The sequence below is a fragment of the Syntrophothermus sp. genome (genome assembly GCF_013314835.1).
GTDB classification, from domain to species: domain Bacteria; phylum Bacillota; class Syntrophomonadia; order Syntrophomonadales; family Syntrophothermaceae; genus Syntrophothermus; species Syntrophothermus lipocalidus.
The window spans coordinates 1-21913 of the sequence record NZ_JABUEX010000002.1; the positions used below are offsets into that span (position 1 = coordinate 1).

Genomic DNA, 21913 nt, shown 5'->3' on the forward strand with positions numbered 1-21913 from the left:
GTCGCTCCCCGCGCGGGAGCGTGGATTGAAACTGCGAAGAAGCTCAGCTAAAAAACCCGCCAGCAACGGTCGCTCCCCGCGCGGGAGCGTGGATTGAAACATTATGGCCGCGGGATTCGCAAGCCCTTTGTTGGTCGCTCCCCGCGCGGGAGCGTGGATTGAAACACCATACGCCCTACCACCATGGAAAGAAAATCCAAGGTCGCTCCCCGCGCGGGAGCGTGGATTGAAACTCCTGGCCGTAACCGGAAGCCGTGAGATAGCCGAGCGTCGCTCCCCGCGCGGGAGCGTGGATTGAAACAGGGTTATAAGGCCGTTCACCGGCTGCCATTCCTGTCGCTCCCCGCGCGGGAGCGTGGATTGAAACAGGGACTGCCGGTGTTGTTACGGTCGGCAGTACGTCGCTCCCCGCGCGGGAGCGTGGATTGAAACTACGAAACAGCAAAATTATGACGGCAATTTTGGGTCGCTCCCCGCGCGGGAGCGTGGATTGAAACATGAGCCTGTTACCGGGATAGTTGGCAAATATTAGTCGCTCCCCGCGCGGGAGCGTGGATTGAAACTAGCCTGCTCATGTTATCGAGGCCATACTGGCGGTCGCTCCCCGCGCGGGAGCGTGGATTGAAACACTGGCAGGAGCGCCGGCGCATCCTACTCGAGAGTCGCTCCCCGCGCGGGAGCGTGGATTGAAACTTGGCGCTTAATATCTGGACGCGCCAGAAGATGTCGTCGCTCCCCGCGCGGGAGCGTGGATTGAAACATCGGGTACGGCAGGGAGTAGTGCTACTAACTATGGGTCGCTCCCCGCGCGGGAGCGTGGATTGAAACGCGATCAAAACATTGGATAGCCGCGGCCAACCAAGGTCGCTCCCCGCGCGGGAGCGTGGATTGAAACAGAATGCGCAGGAAGAAGGATGCGAAATGGGATGTCGCTCCCCGCGCGGGAGCGTGGATTGAAACAGGTTACCAACCGCCCTTGAATATGCCGCGCTTCCGTCGCTCCCCGCGCGGGAGCGTGGATTGAAACATCGTAGATGGAAAGACCTATGTTGAGGTTAGGGTCGCTCCCCGCGCGGGAGCGTGGATTGAAACTGCGACAGCTGCATCGTACTTTGTATCTCTGCGACGTCGCTCCCCGCGCGGGAGCGTGGATTGAAACTTGCACTACCGTGGCCGTCTGGATATCAGCCGGGCAGTCGCTCCCCGCGCGGGAGCGTGGATTGAAACTGCAACCATCACGATGATACTTGCTGCCCGTGTTTGTCGCTCCCCGCGCGGGAGCGTGGATTGAAACAGGTTAAGCCTACCGGATATGCTGGAACTCCGGTTGTCGCTCCCCGCGCGGGAGCGTGGATTGAAACACAGCCGTTGCGCCGCAGCCACTCGATTATCTCGTCGCTCCCCGCGCGGGAGCGTGGATTGAAACAAAATCTCGGGAAGCTTGGACAGGTTCTTATCAGAGGTCGCTCCCCGCGCGGGAGCGTGGATTGAAACCGGTCAAAGTGCATCCGCCCAAAACACAATGGATGTCGCTCCCCGCGCGGGAGCGTGGATTGAAACACGGTCTCCGAATCCAGGTCGTCAATGCTATTCCGTCGCTCCCCGCGCGGGAGCGTGGATTGAAACTTCATCAAGACCAAAGGCTCCCGTCTGCCTAGCTTGTCGCTCCCCGCGCGGGAGCGTGGATTGAAACTGAAACAAGCTGGGTTAAAAGGGAGGCAACTATAGTCGCTCCCCGCGCGGGAGCGTGGATTGAAACTTGCACTACCGTGGCCGTCTGGATATCAGCCGGGCAGTCGCTCCCCGCGCGGGAGCGTGGATTGAAACTAAGCGGCGGCTCTTTAGGATTATTTTTAACGAGAGTCGCTCCCCGCGCGGGAGCGTGGATTGAAACAGTCGATGTTGGAAGAAATGGCTATGATGGTTGAGTCGCTCCCCGCGCGGGAGCGTGGATTGAAACATTTCAGGGGGCGCGACTACAATTGGCAGCCCCTGTCGCTCCCCGCGCGGGAGCGTGGATTGAAACTTTATGACGAGGGAGCAGCGAGAATGGTACGAAGTCGCTCCCCGCGCGGGAGCGTGGATTGAAACAAATATGTCATCTGGCTCAACGATGTGTTTGCCATCGTCGCTCCCCGCGCGGGAGCGTGGATTGAAACCGGTCAAAGTGCATCCGCCCAAAACACAATGGATGTCGCTCCCCGCGCGGGAGCGTGGATTGAAACACGGTCTCCGAATCCAGGTCGTCAATGCTATTCCGTCGCTCCCCGCGCGGGAGCGTGGATTGAAACTTCATCAAGACCAAAGGCTCCCGTCTGCCTAGCTTGTCGCTCCCCGCGCGGGAGCGTGGATTGAAACTGAAACAAGCTGGGTTAAAAGGGAGGCAACTATAGTCGCTCCCCGCGCGGGAGCGTGGATTGAAACTTGCACTACCGTGGCCGTCTGGATATCAGCCGGGCAGTCGCTCCCCGCGCGGGAGCGTGGATTGAAACTAAGCGGCGGCTCTTTAGGATTATTTTTAACGAGAGTCGCTCCCCGCGCGGGAGCGTGGATTGAAACAGTCGATGTTGGAAGAAATGGCTATGATGGTTGAGTCGCTCCCCGCGCGGGAGCGTGGATTGAAACATTTCAGGGGGCGCGACTACAATTGGCAGCCCCTGTCGCTCCCCGCGCGGGAGCGTGGATTGAAACTTTATGACGAGGGAGCAGCGAGAATGGTACGAAGTCGCTCCCCGCGCGGGAGCGTGGATTGAAACAAATATGTCATCTGGCTCAACGATGTGTTTGCCATCGTCGCTCCCCGCGCGGGAGCGTGGATTGAAACGTGATGGCCGCAAGCTAAAGGGGTGATGGCATGATGTCGCTCCCCGCGCGGGAGCGTGGATTGAAACGTGGCCGACGACGAACCGGGCGCCCAGATATACTGTCGCTCCCCGCGCGGGAGCGTGGATTGAAACCGGATCGGCAGGCCAACTGCCTAATATGGGTTCTTGTCGCTCCCCGCGCGGGAGCGTGGATTGAAACGTTACAGGCAGGGGATAGAACCGGAGATGAGACTGTCGCTCCCCGCGCGGGAGCGTGGATTGAAACACCCTCACGGGGCAAACCACCATTGGCCGCATCGAGGTCGCTCCCCGCGCGGGAGCGTGGATTGAAACCAAATCAATAAACAACACGTCTATCTTACATTGGTCGCTCCCCGCGCGGGAGCGTGGATTGAAACGGTGTTGCTTATGCCAGACAGACGAGCCAGTTCCGTCGCTCCCCGCGCGGGAGCGTGGATTGAAACTCGAAGTAGTTGCGGTTGGCTACGGCATCGGCGCCGTCGCTCCCCGCGCGGGAGCGTGGATTGAAACCATAAGAACATGCGGTATCGGATTTTGCGATAAGGTCGCTCCCCGCGCGGGAGCGTGGATTGAAACGCATTACATTAGGGGAATGTTTGATGGTGATGGCGTCGCTCCCCGCGCGGGAGCGTGGATTGAAACTGTAACCTTAACCCTGATCTCCCTACTACGCACAGGTCGCTCCCCGCGCGGGAGCGTGGATTGAAACGACAGGGGGCCGGGGTAGGTTACGGTAGTGAGGTGGTCGCTCCCCGCGCGGGAGCGTGGATTGAAACCTTACACACCCCGATTATACTCATCTAACCAATCCGTCGCTCCCCGCGCGGGAGCGTGGATTGAAACGAGAAGGTGGGGGTTTGTTGTGAAGAAGGGAGTTAAGTCGCTCCCCGCGCGGGAGCGTGGATTGAAACAAATACTCATGCACCGTAGCCGTCCTGATTTTGGTCGCTCCCCGCGCGGGAGCGTGGATTGAAACCAGCCGGGCTACACCGTCGTAGCCCTCTCAAAGCGAGTCGCTCCCCGCGCGGGAGCGTGGATTGAAACTTTATTCCCATAAACCCGTAAGCGTTTCTGTAACCGTCGCTCCCCGCGCGGGAGCGTGGATTGAAACGGAAAGACGGGTTAGACCTGTTCTATACGGCGCAGAGTCGCTCCCCGCGCGGGAGCGTGGATTGAAACAAAGTAATCCCCGCCGCCGTCAGTAAGGCAGCGTCGCTCCCCGCGCGGGAGCGTGGATTGAAACACGCTTAACTTGTAAGACTGCAGGCATATATGTAGTCGCTCCCCGCGCGGGAGCGTGGATTGAAACGCTCGGGTCCCCGGCACCAGAAAACAAAGGCCCCGCCTAGGTTAGCGGGGTTTTACTTTTCCTGGAATGTGCCCAAAAAAGCACAAGAAATGTCCTTGTGAATACAAGTTTATGAAGAAAATTTGTGCGCAGAGGAAATTGAAAAAGTCGGGCTAGACATTAAGCTCTTTGCAGAACTTTTTGCTTGTTTTCCCATTTATAGGTATCACTGATAGCAGCTTCTCAAGTTCTTCTGGTGATAAACGGGCACTCTTCATAAATAGACTTAATAACTTTAGGCGATAGCGTCTCTTTGCCATGTACAGGCACTGTGGCCCAGCGGGTTCGGTCCTTTGGGTGGCAAAGAAAATGACGACTGCTTTGAACGCGTGTAATTACGAACCCGCTTCGCTGTAACGCCTGTAACATCTCTTTGCCAGTTACCCGGGGGAGCTTGCTCAAGCAGGTATCACCACTTCTGCTACTGAAATATCGACATCGGTCGTGGGAACGGGCTGGCCCGCAGCCTTGAGTCCTGCCACAGTCACGGCTATAGCCTCTTTAGCGCGTTCCAATGCTTGTTCTTTAGTTTTCCCCTGGGTAGCGCAACCGGGTAAGTCCGGAACAGTAGCCACATAAACGCCGGTTTCACTATCCCACTCAAGCAATACCTTGAAGCGCATTATCCGGTCCTCCTCTACTAACCAAAACAAATGCCGACCCTGCTTCCTACATTCTAATTCTTTTCAAGGGTGCAATCAAACCTAATCAAACTCCACCAGAAGCATCGTGTAAGGCCAATAGGCATTCCTTCTGGAGGTAGTCCGCCTGTCCTTTAGATAAGGACTTTCGGAGCATTTCTTTGGCCCAGTCTTCAGAGATGGAACCCAGGGTCCTTATGGCTAAAACCCTGGGAAAGAGCGAAGGTGCATATACTCTGTGTATGCGCTTGTTGTGCAGGTTGAAGAGCTGGATGTAGCCTTTACGCATGGGTTTGCCGTATACGTGAATGGTGACTGTTACCTTGTCCTCGGCGGCTTCCATCTGGTGCAGGCCCAGAAACTCTACATAAGTTGTCTGTCCGGGATCAAGCACCGCATCTGCGGTAATCTCGATATCTGCATATTTTTCATTGCTCCCATCATCAGTTCTTATGTATTTGCGCTCGCGGATGCGGTTGATGTATGCTCCTACCAGCCCCCAGGAACCGTGATCGTGCACCGGGTAAAACGCACCGGGCTCCCAGATGAAAGCCCTTACAGTGAAGAGCTTCTCGGGATGGCGGTACAGGACAATGTCGTTAGGGTCGATGGCGTGCCACTGCGAGTTGAGGAAATCGTCGTCCAAAACCAGGCGGGTAAGAGTTTCGTTCAGGCACCCCGGGCTGGAAACAAGCTCGCCTACCATGCTGCGCCCGGCGGAGAATATCTCTTCCAGCGGCGGGTTCCCTTTTAAGAAAATTTCGAACTTTTCGACAAACTGATTAAGGTCCATTAAATATTCATCCTCCCTTCAGTTTAAGATCAGTCTCGGGTTCCGAACCTGCGTACAACCGTCCACGACTTGTAGTCGGGATGATCTGGATTATTCTTAAGCGTCTCTTCTTCATTTTCGTACTTTTTGATTATGCCTTTTTGCCGGTAAAGCAGCCGGTCTTTTCCGACCGGGCACACTTTAGTGCAGATGCCGCACGGGTACCGCTTCTTTCTGGTAAGCTCTATGTGCCGTTCCAAACACGCTTCACGGTCGAAATTCCCCACCACGCTTCCTTCAACCGGAATAATGGCGTTAACCGGACACAAGCGAGCACACGCCCCGCACTGGATACACAGGTCCTTTTCTATCATGGGATCGCCGGGGATGGGTGCTGCTGTGAACACCGATACGAAGCGGACCCTAGAGCCGAATTCCGGGGTCAAGATCAAGTTGCTAAGCCCCACTGTTCCCAGTCCAGCGTAACGGGCAGCCGGTATGTGGTTGAAGGCTATGCCCGGCTTTTCTTTTATGGCTCCAAGGCTGCCGAACCCGTCGCGGCTGAAAAAATGAGAAGCGTGGCCCCGGGCGTTCAAATAGCGAACCAGAGCCAGGGCCAAGCTGTCCAACTGCCGGTTGGTCGTGTCATAGGCCTCTTTGTGAAGTATCGATGGTGTAGTTTCTACAACAGGCAAAGGCATGGATAACCCGATGACTATGACCGTCTTGGCAGGGGGAAAGAGGGTCTGGGGGCGGTGATCCCCCGGCACTTCATTTTGTTCGTTCCAGCGTTCTACAGAGGCAAACCCTACCACGTCGGCTCCCTGTTCACGACAAAAGGAGACAACGGCCAATTTTAGGTCAGAAGGTTCAGTGCTCAGTTTGTTCATGTCAGGTATGCACCGCTTTCCGGGTTTTTGTTGGTTGCTGGGCTAGGATCCGATTTTAGCTTCCCATAATCCGTGCAGATTGCAGAACTCCCTCAGTCGGAAGGTATCCCCTTCAAATAAGAACTCGGCCACGGGTTCTCCCCCCGGCTTCAGGTGTTGGCGAAGCACCCGGTCTTCGGCTATCAGTTCTATCCACTCGATGTAATGTTCAGGCATCATGGGATGGGGGGTTGCTCCCACCCGGACTATTACCTTGCTGCCCTGCCGTTCAATTACTACCGGCAGATGTTTTTCATAAGCCATTTCGGTAGACTGGGGCTGCATGAGCTGCATAGGCTGCCCGCAGCAGACCAACTCACCTTTGCCTGCTCGAACCATTTCCACCATGTTCCCACACACATTGCACCTGTAAATCTGTTTGAGTTCGGTCATGGCCAATCCCTCCTCAATTTCATAAAAATTACGTTAGCAGATGAAACGCCGATAGTTAGTCTATCGGTATAAACATGTTCTTGGGAGCGCCGCATACCGGACAGATGTCAGGAGGTTCCGGACCTTCATGGATGTAACCGCAGCGCAGGCACTGCCAGCGCTGGCCCCGCCGCTTTTTGACCTGACTGGCTTCCAAGGCAGCTAGAATACCAGTGGCGGAGGCTTTTGGCCCTATAACTACTGCTCCTTTTAACACTCCGTCGATAAAATAATATTTCTTGTAAGTTTTTTGAGCAGGATCCCTTACTTCGACTGTTTTGTAAACGGCATCCGGGTTATTGCCTGCATCCCCGGCAGCTACTACTGTGATATTGAAAGCGTCTAAGTACGTAGCGATGATGCCGGATTTGTACTCTTGCCAGTCTCCAACCGCGCAGGCGCCAGCTATTCTTCCCTGTTCCAATGCTTGAGACCACAGGCCGCCTACCGCACCATCCAGTTCCGCGACGTCCCCGGCGGCAAAGACGTTCGGAGCGCTGGTTGCCATGTTTCTATTTACTACGATGCCGCGGTTGACGTTTATGCCTGCCGCTTTAGCCAGCTCGACATTGGGAGTCACCCCGATTGAAAACAGGACGAGATCCGCGGGCAAGCTCTGGCCGTCGGACATACTCACTCCGATTACCTGCTCATCCCCTGATATTTCCGCCAGGGTAGCTCCCCGTACTATCTTTATGCCTGATTCGGCAACTGCTTCTTCCAGGATCTGCGACCCGCTCGGGTCAAGTTGCCGGGGGAGGAGACGGGGAGCGTTTTCGATGACGGTCACCTCCAGGCCCAGTTGCCGGAGGGCCCAAGCCGCTTCTAACCCCAGGACGCCGCCTCCTACTACTACCGCAGCCTTAGCATCTTTGGCTTTGTCTTTAATCCGCAGGCAGTCATCAAGGGTTCGCAGGGTAAACACACCTTGCTTATCGAATCCAGGGAGGATGTTTAAGGTGTTGCTGCGGCTGCCGGTGGCGATTATTAGCCTGTCGTAGCGGAGCTTGGTACCGTCTTCGAGGGTTACAACCTGGCGAGAAATATCGAATTCCGTCACCTCGGTTCCCAGCACCAGTTCGATGTTCTGGGCTTTGTACCAGCTCTCGTCATGGATATACAGCTCTTCATCGGCCAGGTCTTCGCTCAGCAGGTCCGACAGAGCGGGCCGGTAGTAGGGGAGGTGCCCGTCTTTTGAAACCATCTTGACCCCGCATACCTGATTGCGCTTCCTGATGGCTTCAGCGGCTGCGACGGCTGCGGCTCCGCTCCCGACAATAATTATCGAAAGCGCAGCATCAGAGGTAAATTCTATCTCTTCGTCTTTCACCCGGACGAAGTTTTCTTGAGAAGCCCCGCAGGCGGGGCAGACGGCAGGCGGTTCCGCCCCGGTGAAAACCTGTCCGCACACGGTGCAGCGCCATTTGCGCTCCTCCTCCGATTTTGCCGCTTCCAAGAGTTGCTGGCCGAACTGGTAACCGAACATGAAAGCTTTATCCAGGTCGGGAGGCGAGGGTTTGAAATTGATTTTCAGTCCGGGCAAGACCTTCATGCGCAAAGAGCGCAGGCGGTTTTCGATGTTGGGAACAGCTTCTCCGCTCCAGCCGTACGAGCCGAAAGCAGCGGCCATCTTCCCTGCGTCTATGATGGGGCTGAGCCGTGTTAGCAGTTTCCACACTGGTGGGAGAGCATCGCCCATAATGGTGGGAGAACCGAGTAAAAGCGCGCCGGAGCTTCTAACCGCTTTGACCGCGGTGTCGATGTCAGTCGTTTCGAGGTCGAGGGTCTCTACTTCGAATTCTCCGGCGGTTTGCAGGCCTTCGACGATATAAGAGGCTATTTCTCGGGTGTAACCGTAGGCTGAAACGTAGAGCACGGCGACCCTGCGCTGCCTGTCACCTAACGGTTCTTCGCTAGCCCACTCGCGGTACAAGTTTACATAATGCTGCCAGTCTTGTCTCAGTATCATACCGTGCCCCGGGCATATGCAGGATATAGGCAGAAACTCGATTTTAGCCAAAGCCTCGAGCACGTAAGACTTGAAGGGTTTCATAAGAACGTCGAAGTAATACTTGTACTCCGGCAAGTAATCTTCTTCTATCAGGTCGACAAACAACCGCTCGTCGGAATAATGGGCACCGAAAGCATCACAGGTGAACAGGAACTGCTTTTCGGGGAGATAGGTGAACATGGAGTCGGGCCAGTGCAAAAACGGGGCTGAAATGAATTTGAGGCTAACACCTCCGATATCGAGAAGGTCGCCGTCGCCGACCTCGCGGGCGTTGAGGGGCCGGTTCGCTATACCCTGCAAGAATTTTAAGGCGGTAGGTGATCCCACGATCTCGAGCCCGGGGATGAGTTCGACCAGTTTGGCCACACTTCCGGAATGATCGGGTTCGGTGTGATTCAATACGAGGTACGCAATCTTCGACAGGTCGGTCAATTCTCGAAGTTTTTCTAGGTATTCGTCAAAGAACTTCTCTTTTACCGTTTCGATGAGAGCGACCTTGTCCTTACCTTGGATCAGGTAAGCGTTGTAGGTAGTGCCGTGAGGGGCTTCCATTACTACGTCGAATACCCGAAGAGACGGGTCAAGAACCCCTACCCAGTGAACCCCAGAAGCGATTTCGACACTTTTCAAGTCTTCCACCTCCTTCTCGATTGATTCAAGCATTATTAGCTTGCTTTTTAATTATACCCTAGTTGGCAAGTCTTGGCATTCATAATCGCTCAGGAAGAGCAGTAACAGCCAAGTACCTGCAACAGAAACCGTAGCCTTAGATCAGGCAATACGTAATCGCTGTTCTTGTTTCGTCTAGCCGGATTGACTCCAGGCAAGCGCAGGTATAAAATCGGGGTCAGGTGCGAACGAACCCGGATGGAAAACCGGCCTTTTCAAGACCCGGAGAGGGCTAGGTTCTTTCTTCCAGGTAGGTAATGCCGAGCGACGTGTAACAGGCGTTGCGAGGACGTGTAAGGTTGTGACATTTTGAAATTATAAAATTGTGAACGCGGGGGTGTCCAGGTGAACGCTCAGGGAAGACGAGTGGCAAAAGCGGCAGGACTCATGATGGTTACTGCTTTTTTATCACGGCTGCTCGGGTATGTTCGGGACTGGTTCATATACACTCATTTTGGTGAAACCTATGCTACTGACGCCTTCAATGCCGCTTTTTCCATTCCTGACTTCATATATATGCTATTGGTTGGCGGGGCCTTGAGCTCGGCTTTCATTCCCGTCTTTTCATCGATGATCGCTACTGAGAGGCGGGAAGAAGCCTACCGAACGGCCGGGGTAGTAGTGTCGTACATGCTTGTAGCTATGGCGGTTCTCATCAGTATAGCTTTCATATTTACCGAGCCTTTGGTCCACCTTTTGGCCCCCAAACTACCGGCGCCTTTTCTGAAACTGGCTGCTCATCTTACCCGGATCATGTTTATCCAGATGTTTTTTATGGCCTTAAACGGTATTGCCATGGGGATACTCAATTCGCACCACCATTTTACGACTCCAGCTTGGGGCGGCATTCTCTACAACCTGGGGATAATTACGGTTGGCGCGGCCTTGGTAAGTAAATTAGGCATAGCCGCGTTTTCCTGGGGGGTGGTAGTAGGTGCCTTCTGCAATTTCGTTATACAAATACCGGCTCTAAAAAGTACAGGGTTGAAACTGTACCCTTCGCTTGACTGGAGAAACGAGGGGTTTCGACAGATTCTGGTATTGATGCTCCCAGTGGCAATGGGGCTTGCGGTTACCCAATTCAACCTCTTCGTTAGTCAAAACTTGGCTTCTGGGTTGGCCGAAGGCACGATTACCGCTCTGAGAATCGCCCAACGCATAATGCAGCTTCCGATAGGTATATTTGCCATCTCCATCGCCATTGCGGTTTTTCCTACCTTGACCTCACAGGCAGCTCGCGGTGAGACTGATGACTTCAAACGCACGCTCAACCTGGGCCTGCGTCAAGTGTTTTTCATAACTATACCTTCGGCCTTGGGGTTGATGGCGATAGGAGAGCCGGCCATCAAACTCATGTTTGAGTGGAGGAGGTTTACGGCTGAACACACCATAGCCACTGCTCAAGCACTTTTCTTTTACTCTCTAGGGCTGGTCCCTTATTCAGCTCTTCAAGTCTTGAACCGCGCTTTTTACGCCATCAAGGACACGGTTACGCCGGTGAGCGCAGCAGTGGTGACTATTTTTGCGAACATAGTTCTATCGATATGGCTGGTCAAACCTTTGGCCCATGTGGGGCTGGCCCTTGCTTACTCCATGGCCGGGTATATTAACATGATTATTCTTATGTTGATGTTGAGAAAAAGGCTTGGTTCTCTGGGCGGACGCCAGGTCGTGACCAGTACAGCTCTGGCATCAGCGGCAGCCGTACTCATGTACCTGGCCGTGCGCGGCGCCATACTTGTGACTGTTGGTACTACCTGGGCTACAAAGACTGTTCAACTGGAGGCAGTGGGTGTGGGCCTCGTCGTAGGCACGTTGGTCTATGTCGGGCTTACCTTAGCACTGAGGATGGAAGAAGCCAGGATGGTGACCGGTTTGGTCTTAAGGAAGTTTGCCTGGAAACAGTTGGGCAAATGACCATCTTCCTCGCGGCAAGGGATATGCTCTTTTTCATTGTCAGGGTTAAGTTGGGAGAAAAGTTTTGCCTTCGAAAGAAGGAGATTCGTTTTCTTTGTCGTATATATAAGCTTTGGACATCAGACGCAAAGCGCTAGTACTGGGAGTGGCGGCGTTCCTAGGGTTGGAACCTTTGGAAAGATTTAGAACAATTAGTGTTAAGAATGCACCGCAGCACTAGAAAGTGCTCTCAGTTGTTGCTATTTATTACAGGTATTACCTCCAGTAACAAAGGGAAGTCATCTAATAAAGCTGGATTAAAGGGCCATGAAGGACCCGACTGGCATGAGGCCAGGGCTGTCTTTCATGGTTTTTTGTTTTGTTGCCTGTTGATTGTGTGTCAGGGAGGTGATAATGGCAGAAATAAACATCAGGATTGGCAGGAACCAGTCGAATGGCCAAAAACGGTGAGCATCGAGAGGAGGTAAAGACATTGAGCTTAACCGCAGCGGATACCGGTATCATAAAAGTCACGTCTGATTGCCACGGCTGCGATTACTGTACGTCAGTCTGTCCTTCCCATGCCATCAAAGGGAGGATCGGGGAACAGCACCACATCGATACCAGGAAATGTTTGAACTGCGGCCAGTGCTTGATCAGCTGTCCCTTTGGGGCTATTGAAGACGCGAGCATGGTGAGTCAAGTCAAGAAAGCTCTGGCTGATCCTGATATCTTTGTGGTAGTCCAAGAAGCGCCTTCGGTAAGGGTTGCGTTGGGTGAAGAGTTCGGGATGGCTCCGGGTACGAACGTCAAGGGGAAGATGTACGCGGCTTTGCGCAAGCTCGGGTTTGATCGTGTATACGACACGGAATTTGCGGCAGACCTCACCATTATGGAAGAAGGGACAGAGCTTATTCACCGCATATTCAAACATCTAGGAATACCTGGGTACGAACATGTAGGGCCGCTACCCCAGTTTACCTCCTGTTGCCCGGCCTGGGTCAAGTACGCCGAGGACAACTATCCTGAGGTATTGCCGCACATATCTTCGGCCAAGTCGCCGCAGCAGATGTTCGGAGCGGTAGCCAAGACCTACGCCGCCCAGAAACTGAACGTGGACCCGTCGAGTATGTTTGTGGTTTCGGTCATGCCCTGCACTGCCAAGAAATACGAGTGCAACCGCCCGGAGATGATAGCGAGCGGACACAAAGACGTCGATGCTGTCATCACTACCAGGGAGCTGGCGCAGATGATAAAGGAGGCAGGCATTGATTTTGCCAGTTTGCCCGACGAAAAGGCGGACAAGTTTGTAGGGCTTTCCACCGGAGCAGCGACCATATTCGGGGCTACCGGGGGAGTTATGGAAGCCGCGTTGAGAACCGCTTATGAAGTGTTGAGCGGGCAGTCTCTTGAGCAAATCGACTTCAAGAATGTCAGAGGGCTCAGACCGATAAGGGAAGCCAGCGTGGAGATCCCGATTAAGGACCTAGGGAAAACGCTGCCAGTCAAAGTATGTGTTGTATCGGGCACCAAACATGTAGACGGGGTCATAAAAGATGTCCTTAAGGGGCGCAGCCCTTATCACTTCATCGAGGTCATGAACTGCCCGGGCGGTTGTGTCAACGGTGGCGGCCAGCCCATCCGCAGAGACACTTATTAGGGGGTGACGAGAGGTGACTGTATTTTCGGAAAAGGGCGGAATAACCCGACGTCAATTTTTTAAGGGAGCCGGGATATTGGCGATTACCGCAGTATTGACCGGGGTTTTTTCTAAAATCGGGATCGATATGACTAAGGCGGGCGACGATTACATCGCCAAAAGGGCGCAAGGGCTGTACACCTTGGACGAGAAGATGACCATAAGGAAGTCGCACGAAAATCCGGAAATAATACAGCTGTACAAGGATTTTTTGTCTCCGGGAGAAGTGAAGCCTATGAGCGAAAAAGCCCATCACCTGCTGCATACCAGATACGGGCAGGATATTCCTGCTTTCATCGAAGAGTTAAAAGGGCACCGTGAAGAAGCTGCGTAGTTTACGGAAGGAGGGCCGTAGATGAGTACAGTAAAAGGGAAAGTTCTGAAACACGCAGAGCAAACCAGAACCATGCACTGGGTACACCTGATATGCTTTATCATCCTGGGGTTAACCGGCATCGGGTTTCACTGGCACGTAAGCTGGATTAACAACCTGTTCGGCGGGCCAGCCAACGCCTCACTCGTGCACAGGTGGACGGCGGTTGTATTCACGGCCGGACCCGCCGTGTATATTCTATTAAATTTTGAACGTTTTTCCAAGTTCATCGACACCATTTCGAGCTTTTCGGCGGACGATTTCAAGTGGCTGAAGACCATGGGCGGCTACCTGCCGTTCCTTAAAGGGGAAGTTCCTCCTCAAGACAAGTACAACGCCGGGCAGAAGCTGTTGGGATGGGTGGTAATCTTCGGGTGCCTGGTGTTCATCTTAACCGGGTATCCCATGTGGTTTTGGCGCCACGATGTATCCCCTGCTTTTCTCAACTTTTGTTATAATGTTCATTTTTGGGACGCGATTATCATGATATTGGCGGTAGCAGGACACTTCTTCCTGGCCGCGATTCATCCGAAGTCGAGGGTTGAATTCAGTTCCATGATGCTGGACGGATACGTTGATGCCGAGTTCACCTCACACCACAACGGCAGGTGGTTTGCCCAACTATCAAAAACGGAATAGGTCTATGCACTCCATCTAAAACCCTATAAAGAGCCGATACGATGAGGGGCGGGTTGGTCATACAGGGGCGGCCTGCCCCTGTGCTTTTTAGCAGATCCGGGCATACTCAAGTCAACTGCTCTTTCCCGCAACCATCTTCTCAGGCCAGGATCTGGCGGAGGGCGGAGGCCACGTCGCGTATGGTTTCGGTATAAAACATGCGGTCGACTACAGTTTTAAAGTTTTTAATAGTCTCCTGGTAGTGAGTATCGGTCAAGTCTTTAACTCTGGGATCCGGGTTAAACAGGTAGAGATTCTTAACCCGGCGTCTCAGGTTGTTCAGCGGGGCTAAGGCGAAGAACCTTTCGTAAAACTGGCAATCGGTCAACAGGATGACCGTGGTTTTCGATCTCAGTAAGTGAGAAAAGTTATTTTTTAGCTGGGCTAGAGGGCGCCAGAGCTCGGTGCCGCCGAAATCCCACTGCGGCAACTGGCTCATGTTAAGAATAAGGTTTTCGAAAGTGAGATGCAGGTAAGGAGTCACATAATTGAGCTCGTTGCCGAAAATGAAAACTTCTAGCTGCCGGAACTCTTTTTTGAGCGCATAGAGGAACTGGAGCATTATGGTAGCGCTTTTCATCATGGACGACGAGGTATCCAGTATGAGGACTATCCTTGGTTTAGCCGGCTTTTTCATCTTCCAGCGCAGCTTGAGCAGGGTGCCGCCTTGCAGGGTGCTACGGTGTATAGTGGTTTTTAAGTCCAGGTGCTTGCGCTTGTGACCGCGTTTTCGACGCCGCGATATAGGGGTGGCCAGCTTCTTCACCAGTTTCCCCGTTTCCCTAGTCTGTTCAAAATCGATGGACGAAGGCAGGTAATCACTTTTCTTGCCCCCGCTCAGCCCCGGCTGCATCGCTCCGTCCCTGGAAGGGTCCCTGTAGGTTACAGGTGACCCGGTAAGGCCCTTGCTGCTGCTCGGTTTTTGTTGGCTGCCCTGGTCTAATCGTTCTGGAGAACTTCGAGGGGGTGGAGGCTGGGGACGGAAACGGCCACCTTGTAAGCCTTTGCGCCCGAGTCTCAACCACGCTTTTTTTAGCCGGTAAAGAAAAAACAATCCTAGAACCCGCCAATCCATTTCCCTTCTCCTCGCTTGCGGAAGGCGGTTATGTCTTCCTTGGTTTTCAAAAGAGCGGGCAACAACCTGTCCACTACCTTGTCGTCAACAGTTGTAATACCTTCCATAGTCAGGGCCTGGGCAAAATCGATGCCTTCGGCTATGCTCGGCTTTTTGACCAAGTCTGTTCTTTTTCGTAGGGCGTTCATCAATTCAGCTACCTGGTGAGCCAGTTCTTTGTAGATGCCCGGCACCCGGTGAAGGAGGATTTTTTCCTCTTTTTCTACGGTAGGGTAATCGATGTAAAGAAAAATGCACCGTCTTTTCAAGGCGTTGGTCAGTTCCCGGGCATCGTTGTTGGTGATAACGATGTACGGAATTGTCTTAGCCTTAACCGTGCCGAACTCGGGGATTGAAACCTGAAAATCAGACAAGACCTCCAAGAGAAAAGCTTCGAATTCTTCATCAGCTTTGTCAATCTCGTCGATGAGGAGTACCGGGGCCTGGTCTTCAGCCAAAATAGCTTTCAAGAGCGGCCTAACCATCAAGAATTCGTTAGTAAACACATCTCCTGCCGCCTTGTCTTTCCCTTGAATATACAGAAGCTGTTTTTGATAGTTCCACTCGTATAACGCCTTACTTTCATCAAGTCCTTCGTAGCACTGGAGGCGAATCAATTGGGTGTTGAGCATCTTGGCCAAAACCTTGGCGATCTCGGTTTTGCCCACTCCGGGCTCTCCTTCTACCAGGAGCGGCTTCTTAAGCAGCAGGGCCAGGTAGACGGCTTCGGCAATAGTCTCATCGCAGACGTAATCGAGAGAAGTGAATTCCTTCATTATTTTTTCTGGGCTAAAATGGTTCTTTACTCTCATAGATACCCTCCACTTATACAAGTAATAACGGAAACGGCGGGCCGGCCGAGAAGCAGTTTGCAGCCAGTCCCGGCTGCGGGCCACGGTTTCCAAAACACGCCTGCGCAACCGCAGGTACTCTTGGCCGCCCGCCAGAATGGGATAAACGTCTAAAGGTTTGAGCAGGCCGCTGGCTACGTCGTAGTGAAGCTCACGTTTGAGATTCTCCATATAAAGCTCGTCTTCCTTAGATATCCATCTGTTCACGTTTGTTTGATTCCTCCAGAAAAGGACAGTTATTAAAAAGATTAAACCACGCGTGTTTACCCAAATAGATTATAGCCAAAAAAGACCACAAAAGGAACCAAATTTTTAAAAACAAAAACTGAGAAGACTTCCCGATGCATTATAAATGCAAGACAAGCTTCACGATTCGCGTTTTAGTTGGTATAATCTGTGTTCATCCATCCACATCTGTGCAAATCTGTGGCCTATTTTAAGACTGGAACCGGTTTCACCCGCTGGCCTGATTTGATCTTATCCGGCTCCAGTATCACCTTATCAGCAGGGGAGAGTCCCTTTACGATTTCTACGTACTCGCCGTCCGTTATTCCGGTTTCCACTGTCTTAAGCGCGACCTTTCCTTTATCGACTACCAGTACCTGGTGCTTGGTTCCATCTTCTAACACGGCCGACACCGGGATAGCAGAGACATTTTCCTTTTTGGCGGTGATTATGGCGAGGTCCAGTTTAAACCCGGGTTTCAGCCGTGAACTGTCATTAGGCAGAATCTTGACCATTACTTTGGTTTGCTCGACCCCCAGACTGGAAACAACTTTTTCGGCGGCCGGTGCTACGTAAACCACATGCCCGTAGAGAACGGAATCACCGAGGACAGGACCGGACATTCTGGCTTCCTGTCCTTGTTTTACCCCGGGAGCCTCTTCTTCCAGTATGTAAGATTTGACCACCATTTCTTGTCCCCGCCCTAACATGAAAAGAGCTGTACCCGGATTTACGTATGAACCCGGATCAACGTAGCGGTAATAAACGCGGCTGTCGAACGGAGCGGTAATCACCGCCTGCTGTAACCTGGACCTCGCCAGATCGAGGTTGGCCAACGCTTCTTTTACTTGAAATGACAGGGTTTTGATTTCATAGCCGCCAGGGGATTGGACTTTTTTGGCTTCCTGTTCAGCTATGGTGACGGCAGTTCTAGCTTCTTCCAGAGACAATTCGTATGTTTCCAAGTCCGACTTAGAGATGGCACCTGCTTCGAACAACAGCTGAGCCCGTTCGTACTGCCGCTCGGCGGATTGAAGGGCTGCCTTGGCCTTGGTAAGGGCTGCCTCGGCTTTAGCCGGCTCTACCGCTTGGACCCCGGCTAACTGAGCAACTAGAGCCTGGTAGCGGGCTTCGGCTATTGCCGTTTCAAGCTTCAGCTCTGTCGTGTCCAAACTAGCCAAGACCTGGCCTTTTTTGACCATACTCCCGGCTTCTACCGCTACCGTTTCTACTTTGCCTGAAGTTTTACTGGTCAACATCAGCTTTTCGGCAGGTTCGATTTCACCCGAGGCTTTGACCTCACTAGTAATCGTCTTTGTTTCAAGATGTGCAACTGTTACCGGGGTGGCTCTCAGGTTATACCATGATGCCAGTCCAATGAATCCTGCCATCGCCACCAGCAACCACTTCGGTATTTTGGGCAATTTGTGACGGGGTCGCATCAAAGATCACTCTCTTTCTTTTATCAGTTCTACTAGGTCCCAGTGCCTTAGGTTACGCAAGGCTATGGTTTGGGATATCCACAGCAACAAGAGCAATATGGACAATGTCAGAACATAGGTGCGAGGATAAATCACAAAAGGCAGCTGCATCAATTCGGTCGAATAGCTGTTAGCAAAAAGCCACGATACCCAGAAACCCAGCGGGAACCCAATAACCGTGCCTGCTACTCCTATGAACGTGTTTTCCAACAGGACCAACCGCTTTATCGCCGCGCCTGAGAGCCCCAGCACCATCAATATCGACAGTTCCTTTTTTCGTTCCCAGAGATTAATCGTAGTTGTGTTGAAAACGATTGCGGCTCCCATTCCCAGTGCAAAAGTCAGCATAAAAGCCAAGAAAGTATAGAAAAACTTCAAATACGTTTTGAAGTCGATCTTAGCGAACACCTGATCTTGAATATACAGTACCCGTGGTGAATCGGCTAGATAGTTTTTTACCGCCAGCCGCTTGTCGGGTTTGACCGCCACCATGCAAGAGGTGTAACCTTCGCCTTGGCCCAGGACAGACCAAGCCTGGCTAAAGGTGAGGTAACCTGCGTGCCCGACCATTTCATCGGTAAACCCGATGACTTTGAGAAGGCTGGCTTCGGCGTTGGCAGTCAAGGGCTTAGCTGTTATGTAGTCTCCGGCTTCGACCCTAAGAGCGTTGCGCAAGGTCTCGGTCAGGACAATCCCGTTTTCTTTCACCGATATAGGGCGGTCCTCTTTATCATGTAGCCGGTGGAGGCGGCTGTGCGGCACTAAGGCGACAGCCAGCGAATCGACCGACTTGTTTTCGTGGGAGTACCTACACGGAAATTCCAAGACCGGTTCTACCTGTTCTACGCCGTCAAGCCTTGCGATTTCGTCTACCGCATCCAGTCCTAATGGCCGGTCGAAATAAACCTGGAGGTCGAAGGTCTGTATCTGGTCAAAATACCGTATCATCAGGAAGTCGACTTCGTCCCAAAAAGACAGTGAAACAACCAGCAGGAGCACAGCAAAAGAAACCCCCAGAGCGGTTAGAAGAAAACGCCTTTTGGTTCGGGCCAGGTTGCGCAGGGCCATCCGGCTAATTAGGCTTGCGCCCGAAGTCAGACGGGTGAAGAGAGAAGAAAACATGACTCTAGCCGATTCCGGTGCCTCCTTTCGCATGGCCTGGGCGGGCGGTAGCTTGCTCGCCATTCGCGCCGCACTGTAGGTGGCCGCAATAAGGGCAAACCAGGTTAAAAGTATGGCGATGGCAAATACGGAGGCGTGATGGACGTGCTCAACGTAAGGCAGGTTATAAATATCGGCATAAAGGCCGGTCAGACCGCCAGAAAAAACCTCTCCTACCAAGACCCCGACCACAGCTCCGACCAAGCCCACGACCAGGGCAAATGAGAGGTAATAGAGGAAGATGCCTCGCGCCAGTACCCCCAGAGCCATGAACAACCCTATCTGCTGCTTTTGCTGGTTGACCAGGCGGAAGAGCAGGATATAGATGGTGAAGCCGGCAACGGAAAGGAAGAGAAAAGGGAACATGACAGCCATCTGTTCCAAGCCCATTAATTCCATTTCGATGGTCATGGCTGATGGCTGGTAGCGACGCGGGATGGTTCGTAACAATCCGTAGGGCTCCAGGATTGTTTCTATGTTTTTGGTAACTCTTTCCGAATCAGCTCCTGGGAGAAAGCGCACGCTTATGTCGTTGAAAGAGTGGGTAAGTCCCAGTATCTGCTGGGCCTGATCTTCTGGCATGAAAAGAATGGCAAAATTACGGGTGCTGGGGGTTATGTCCAGCTGGCCCTTCATGGGATAGAGGTACTCGGGAGTGCGGATGACCCCGGCTATGGATATATCGTACTCTTGACCGTTTACTTCTACTCTCAGCTTGTCTCCTATTTTCAAACCATAATAAAAAAAGAAGTCTTCGTGGATGAGCCCACTGTACCGCGTACGTGGGTAGGATCCTTCTTCGATAACCACCCGGTTGACTTGGGGATTGGGAGAGGGCATCGAGATTATGCGGCAGGTAACTTTGTCTTTCACTTTAAAAGGGAGTTTGAGAGAGACATCTTGAACAACTCTGCCTTCAACCGCGGCCACACCTTCCAGACCCTTTATAACAGGGACTACAGTGTCCGGGGCGTGATACACGGAGAACCAGGCATCGCCGAACAACAAACGGTCATAGGAGTAATCGGCCGATGACTTGAGGTTTTGAAACGAGGTGTAGACTGCGGCGAAGAGGGATATACCCAAGACAACCAGCAGGGTTACAGCAGCAAACTGCGCGCGGTAGGCTACCAGATCGCGCATAAAAACCCGGGCTAAAGCCCGCATTACCATTTCACCTCTTCCGGCTCGACTGGGGAAGAGTTGACCTCAACCCGGTCGATTCTCCCGCTGCGGAGGAAAACAACCCTGTCGGCCATGGCTGCTATAGCGGCATTGTGGGTTATCACCATGACATTATGCCCGACTTGGCGGTTGATATCAGCCAGCACTCTGAGCACGACGATCCCGGTTTCGTAATCCAGGGCTCCAGTCGGTTCATCACAGAGAATTATCTCCGGCTCCTTAACTAAAGCCCGGGCTATGGCTACCCTTTGCTGTTCACCCCCTGACAGTTTAGAGGGAAAGCTATCGGCCCGGGGTCCCAACCCGACCAGGTCCAGGTATTTTTTGGCGTCTCCTTTTAGTCCCGCAATGGCTGCTGCCAATTCTACGTTTTCAAGCGCGGTCAGAGTAGGAACCAGGTTAAAAAACTGGAACACGAAACCGACTTTATCACGCCGAAACTTAGCCAGTTCGTTGTCTGACAGCTCGTTTAAGTCTTGGTCGTAAAAAAGGACACGTCCGTGGGTAGGGCGGTCGAGCCCGCCCAGCAGATTTAACAACGTGCTTTTACCTGAGCCGCTAGGGCCAAGGACAACTGTGAACTCCCCTTTAAAAACGTCTAGATCTACTCGATCGAGGGCCCGGACTTCAACCTCGCCCATCTCGTAAAGCCGGGAGACATTTTCCAGGTGATAGACCCTGGTGTTGGTGTCGATCAACTTCCGCCACCTTCGTTTCTATGGATTTTCTCAAGACGCTGTTATCAGTTGCAATTACCTCTGAACGTTAAGCCACCTGCTGAGTTGTATGGAGTGCGCCCAGTAAGTCCTAAAACGGTACTGGCACGCCGATTTACAGAAAGAGTTTAAGCCTGTAAAATGCGAACCAACCGAAAGCAGGTAGAATAGTATGTAAAAGGATAAAACCCCATTCCATACCAAACGAAAGGAGGCATACCGGTGGGCATAAACAGCCGTCTCAGGATGTTCAACGGTTACGGTGGATACGGGTTTCCCGGCTTAACGGGGCCAGGAGTGGGGACCTCGTTCTTGTCCTTGTTGCACAGCTTGCTCAATTTTAACGTTTCCATACTGACCGAAGGCGATGTGGCCCCCACAGTCGGTCTCTTGGTCGGCATTACCCCGCATTACGTCACTGTTGCCGGCGGAAATACCCCTGTTACCTACATCCCTGTCAACAAGATTACCTTAGTAACCAGAGTAATCTAATTCTTTTTGCACGTTGATGGCACCGCGTGTAATTCCCTAAGCCGTGCTGAGGCACGGTTTTCCTTGTGTTATCATCGCCTTTCAGGCTAGCTTTTCTATTTCTTCTTCTTGTCTGCGTCTTCCTTTTCCAGGATTTCCAAGAAACGTTTGCACAATTCAATATCACGCTGGCGACCTTTAAGCCTCTCTAACTCCACGATCCTCTTTTTGCACACGTACCTTATGGCAGAGGTATCTAAAAGATCAGTAACCCGAAAACCTTTCATATACCCGTCGATCAGCTCTTGGAGTGTGTCGTAAAAAGCCCTATCATTGACATCATTAATGTCGATATCCGGCACTCCGTTCCCTCCTTCCGGGCCCTAGACAGCCTGTAATTCGGCCCTTTGCGTTA

Annotated in this window: 17 protein-coding genes and 1 CRISPR repeat array; of the genes, 5 read left to right on the forward strand and 12 right to left on the reverse strand. The window is 52.7% G+C overall.

The genetic code is table 11. From position 1 onward, the window contains the following. Positions 1-4155: a CRISPR direct-repeat array (repeat unit 32 nt; unit sequence GTCGCTCCCCGCGCGGGAGCGTGGATTGAAAC). Positions 4156-4377: 222 nt separating this feature from the next. The 6 genes from HPY90_RS01240 to HPY90_RS01265 all read right to left on the reverse strand — a co-directional run bounded on the left by HPY90_RS01240 (position 4378) and on the right by HPY90_RS01265 (position 9609). Further along, positions 4378-4563: a type II toxin-antitoxin system HicA family toxin gene (locus HPY90_RS01240; RefSeq protein WP_273698461.1), complete on the reverse strand. Its 186-nt coding sequence runs from the start codon at positions 4561-4563 to the stop codon at positions 4378-4380. Positions 4564-4592: 29 nt separating this feature from the next. Then, entirely contained in the window at positions 4593-4817 is a 225-nt protein-coding gene (locus HPY90_RS01245; RefSeq protein ID WP_273698393.1) for a type II toxin-antitoxin system HicB family antitoxin, read from the reverse strand. 85 nt (positions 4818-4902) lie between these two features. Next, entirely contained in the window at positions 4903-5628 is a 726-nt protein-coding gene (locus HPY90_RS01250; RefSeq protein WP_287190197.1) for a cysteine dioxygenase family protein, read from the reverse strand. 29 nt (positions 5629-5657) lie between these two features. After that, positions 5658-6497: an epoxyqueuosine reductase gene (locus tag HPY90_RS01255; RefSeq protein WP_273698395.1), complete on the reverse strand. Its 840-nt coding sequence runs from the start codon at positions 6495-6497 to the stop codon at positions 5658-5660. A 42-nt stretch (positions 6498-6539) separates the two neighbouring features. Then, positions 6540-6929: a desulfoferrodoxin gene (locus tag HPY90_RS01260; protein ID WP_273698396.1), complete on the reverse strand. Its 390-nt coding sequence runs from the start codon at positions 6927-6929 to the stop codon at positions 6540-6542. A 55-nt stretch (positions 6930-6984) separates the two neighbouring features. Then, complete coding sequence (locus HPY90_RS01265; protein WP_287190202.1) at positions 6985-9609, reverse strand: FAD-dependent oxidoreductase; 2625 nt, start codon at positions 9607-9609, stop codon at positions 6985-6987. Between the two features lie 384 nt (positions 9610-9993). Here HPY90_RS01265 and murJ point away from each other — a divergent pair, with 384 nt between their 5' ends. From murJ to HPY90_RS01285, 4 genes are all read left to right on the forward strand, one after another. Next, the gene (murJ, locus tag HPY90_RS01270; RefSeq protein WP_287190205.1) at positions 9994-11565 is read left to right on the forward strand and encodes a murein biosynthesis integral membrane protein MurJ; all 1572 of its coding nucleotides are present in this window, start codon (positions 9994-9996) and stop codon (positions 11563-11565) included. A gap of 472 nt (positions 11566-12037) precedes the next feature. After that, a complete protein-coding gene (locus tag HPY90_RS01275; protein ID WP_287190208.1) occupies positions 12038-13204 on the forward strand; it encodes a [FeFe] hydrogenase, group A in 1167 nt (388 codons plus the stop codon). A gap of 13 nt (positions 13205-13217) precedes the next feature. Next, positions 13218-13577, forward strand: a complete 360-nt coding sequence (locus HPY90_RS16065) for an iron hydrogenase small subunit (RefSeq protein WP_353733629.1) — start codon at positions 13218-13220, stop codon at positions 13575-13577. Between the two features lie 21 nt (positions 13578-13598). Then, the gene (locus tag HPY90_RS01285) at positions 13599-14255 is read left to right on the forward strand and encodes a formate dehydrogenase subunit gamma (protein WP_287190211.1); all 657 of its coding nucleotides are present in this window, start codon (positions 13599-13601) and stop codon (positions 14253-14255) included. 139 nt (positions 14256-14394) lie between these two features. On the opposite strand, the gene HPY90_RS01290 is transcribed toward HPY90_RS01285, so the two are convergent. The 5 genes from HPY90_RS01290 to HPY90_RS01310 form a co-directional block, all read right to left on the reverse strand. Further along, positions 14395-15369, reverse strand: a complete 975-nt coding sequence (locus HPY90_RS01290) for a VWA domain-containing protein (protein WP_287190214.1) — start codon at positions 15367-15369, stop codon at positions 14395-14397. Next, positions 15351-16466, reverse strand: coding sequence for an AAA family ATPase (locus tag HPY90_RS01295; protein WP_287190216.1), 1116 nt, complete (start codon positions 16464-16466; stop codon positions 15351-15353). Before HPY90_RS01295 ends, HPY90_RS01290 begins: the two co-directional genes overlap by 19 nt. Before the next feature lie 224 nt (positions 16467-16690). Then, positions 16691-17926: an efflux RND transporter periplasmic adaptor subunit gene (locus HPY90_RS01300; RefSeq protein WP_287190521.1), complete on the reverse strand. Its 1236-nt coding sequence runs from the start codon at positions 17924-17926 to the stop codon at positions 16691-16693. 6 nt (positions 17927-17932) lie between these two features. Then, positions 17933-20293 carry an ABC transporter permease gene (locus HPY90_RS01305; RefSeq protein WP_287190219.1) on the reverse strand — a complete coding sequence of 787 codons (2361 nt, stop codon included), beginning with the start codon at positions 20291-20293 and terminating at the stop codon, positions 17933-17935. Continuing rightward, the gene (locus tag HPY90_RS01310) at positions 20293-21009 is read right to left on the reverse strand and encodes an ABC transporter ATP-binding protein (protein WP_273698403.1); all 717 of its coding nucleotides are present in this window, start codon (positions 21007-21009) and stop codon (positions 20293-20295) included. The genes HPY90_RS01305 and HPY90_RS01310 overlap by 1 nt, the downstream gene beginning before the upstream one ends. Positions 21010-21249: 240 nt before the next feature. On the opposite strand from HPY90_RS01310, the gene HPY90_RS01315 reads away from it, so the two are divergent. Continuing rightward, positions 21250-21519 carry a hypothetical protein gene (locus HPY90_RS01315; protein ID WP_287190223.1) on the forward strand — a complete coding sequence of 90 codons (270 nt, stop codon included), beginning with the start codon at positions 21250-21252 and terminating at the stop codon, positions 21517-21519. Positions 21520-21614: 95 nt separating this feature from the next. Here HPY90_RS01315 and HPY90_RS01320 read toward each other — a convergent pair whose 3' ends face one another. Then, entirely contained in the window at positions 21615-21860 is a 246-nt protein-coding gene (locus HPY90_RS01320) for a hypothetical protein (protein WP_287190224.1), read from the reverse strand. Positions 21861-21913: the final 53 nt, after the last annotated feature.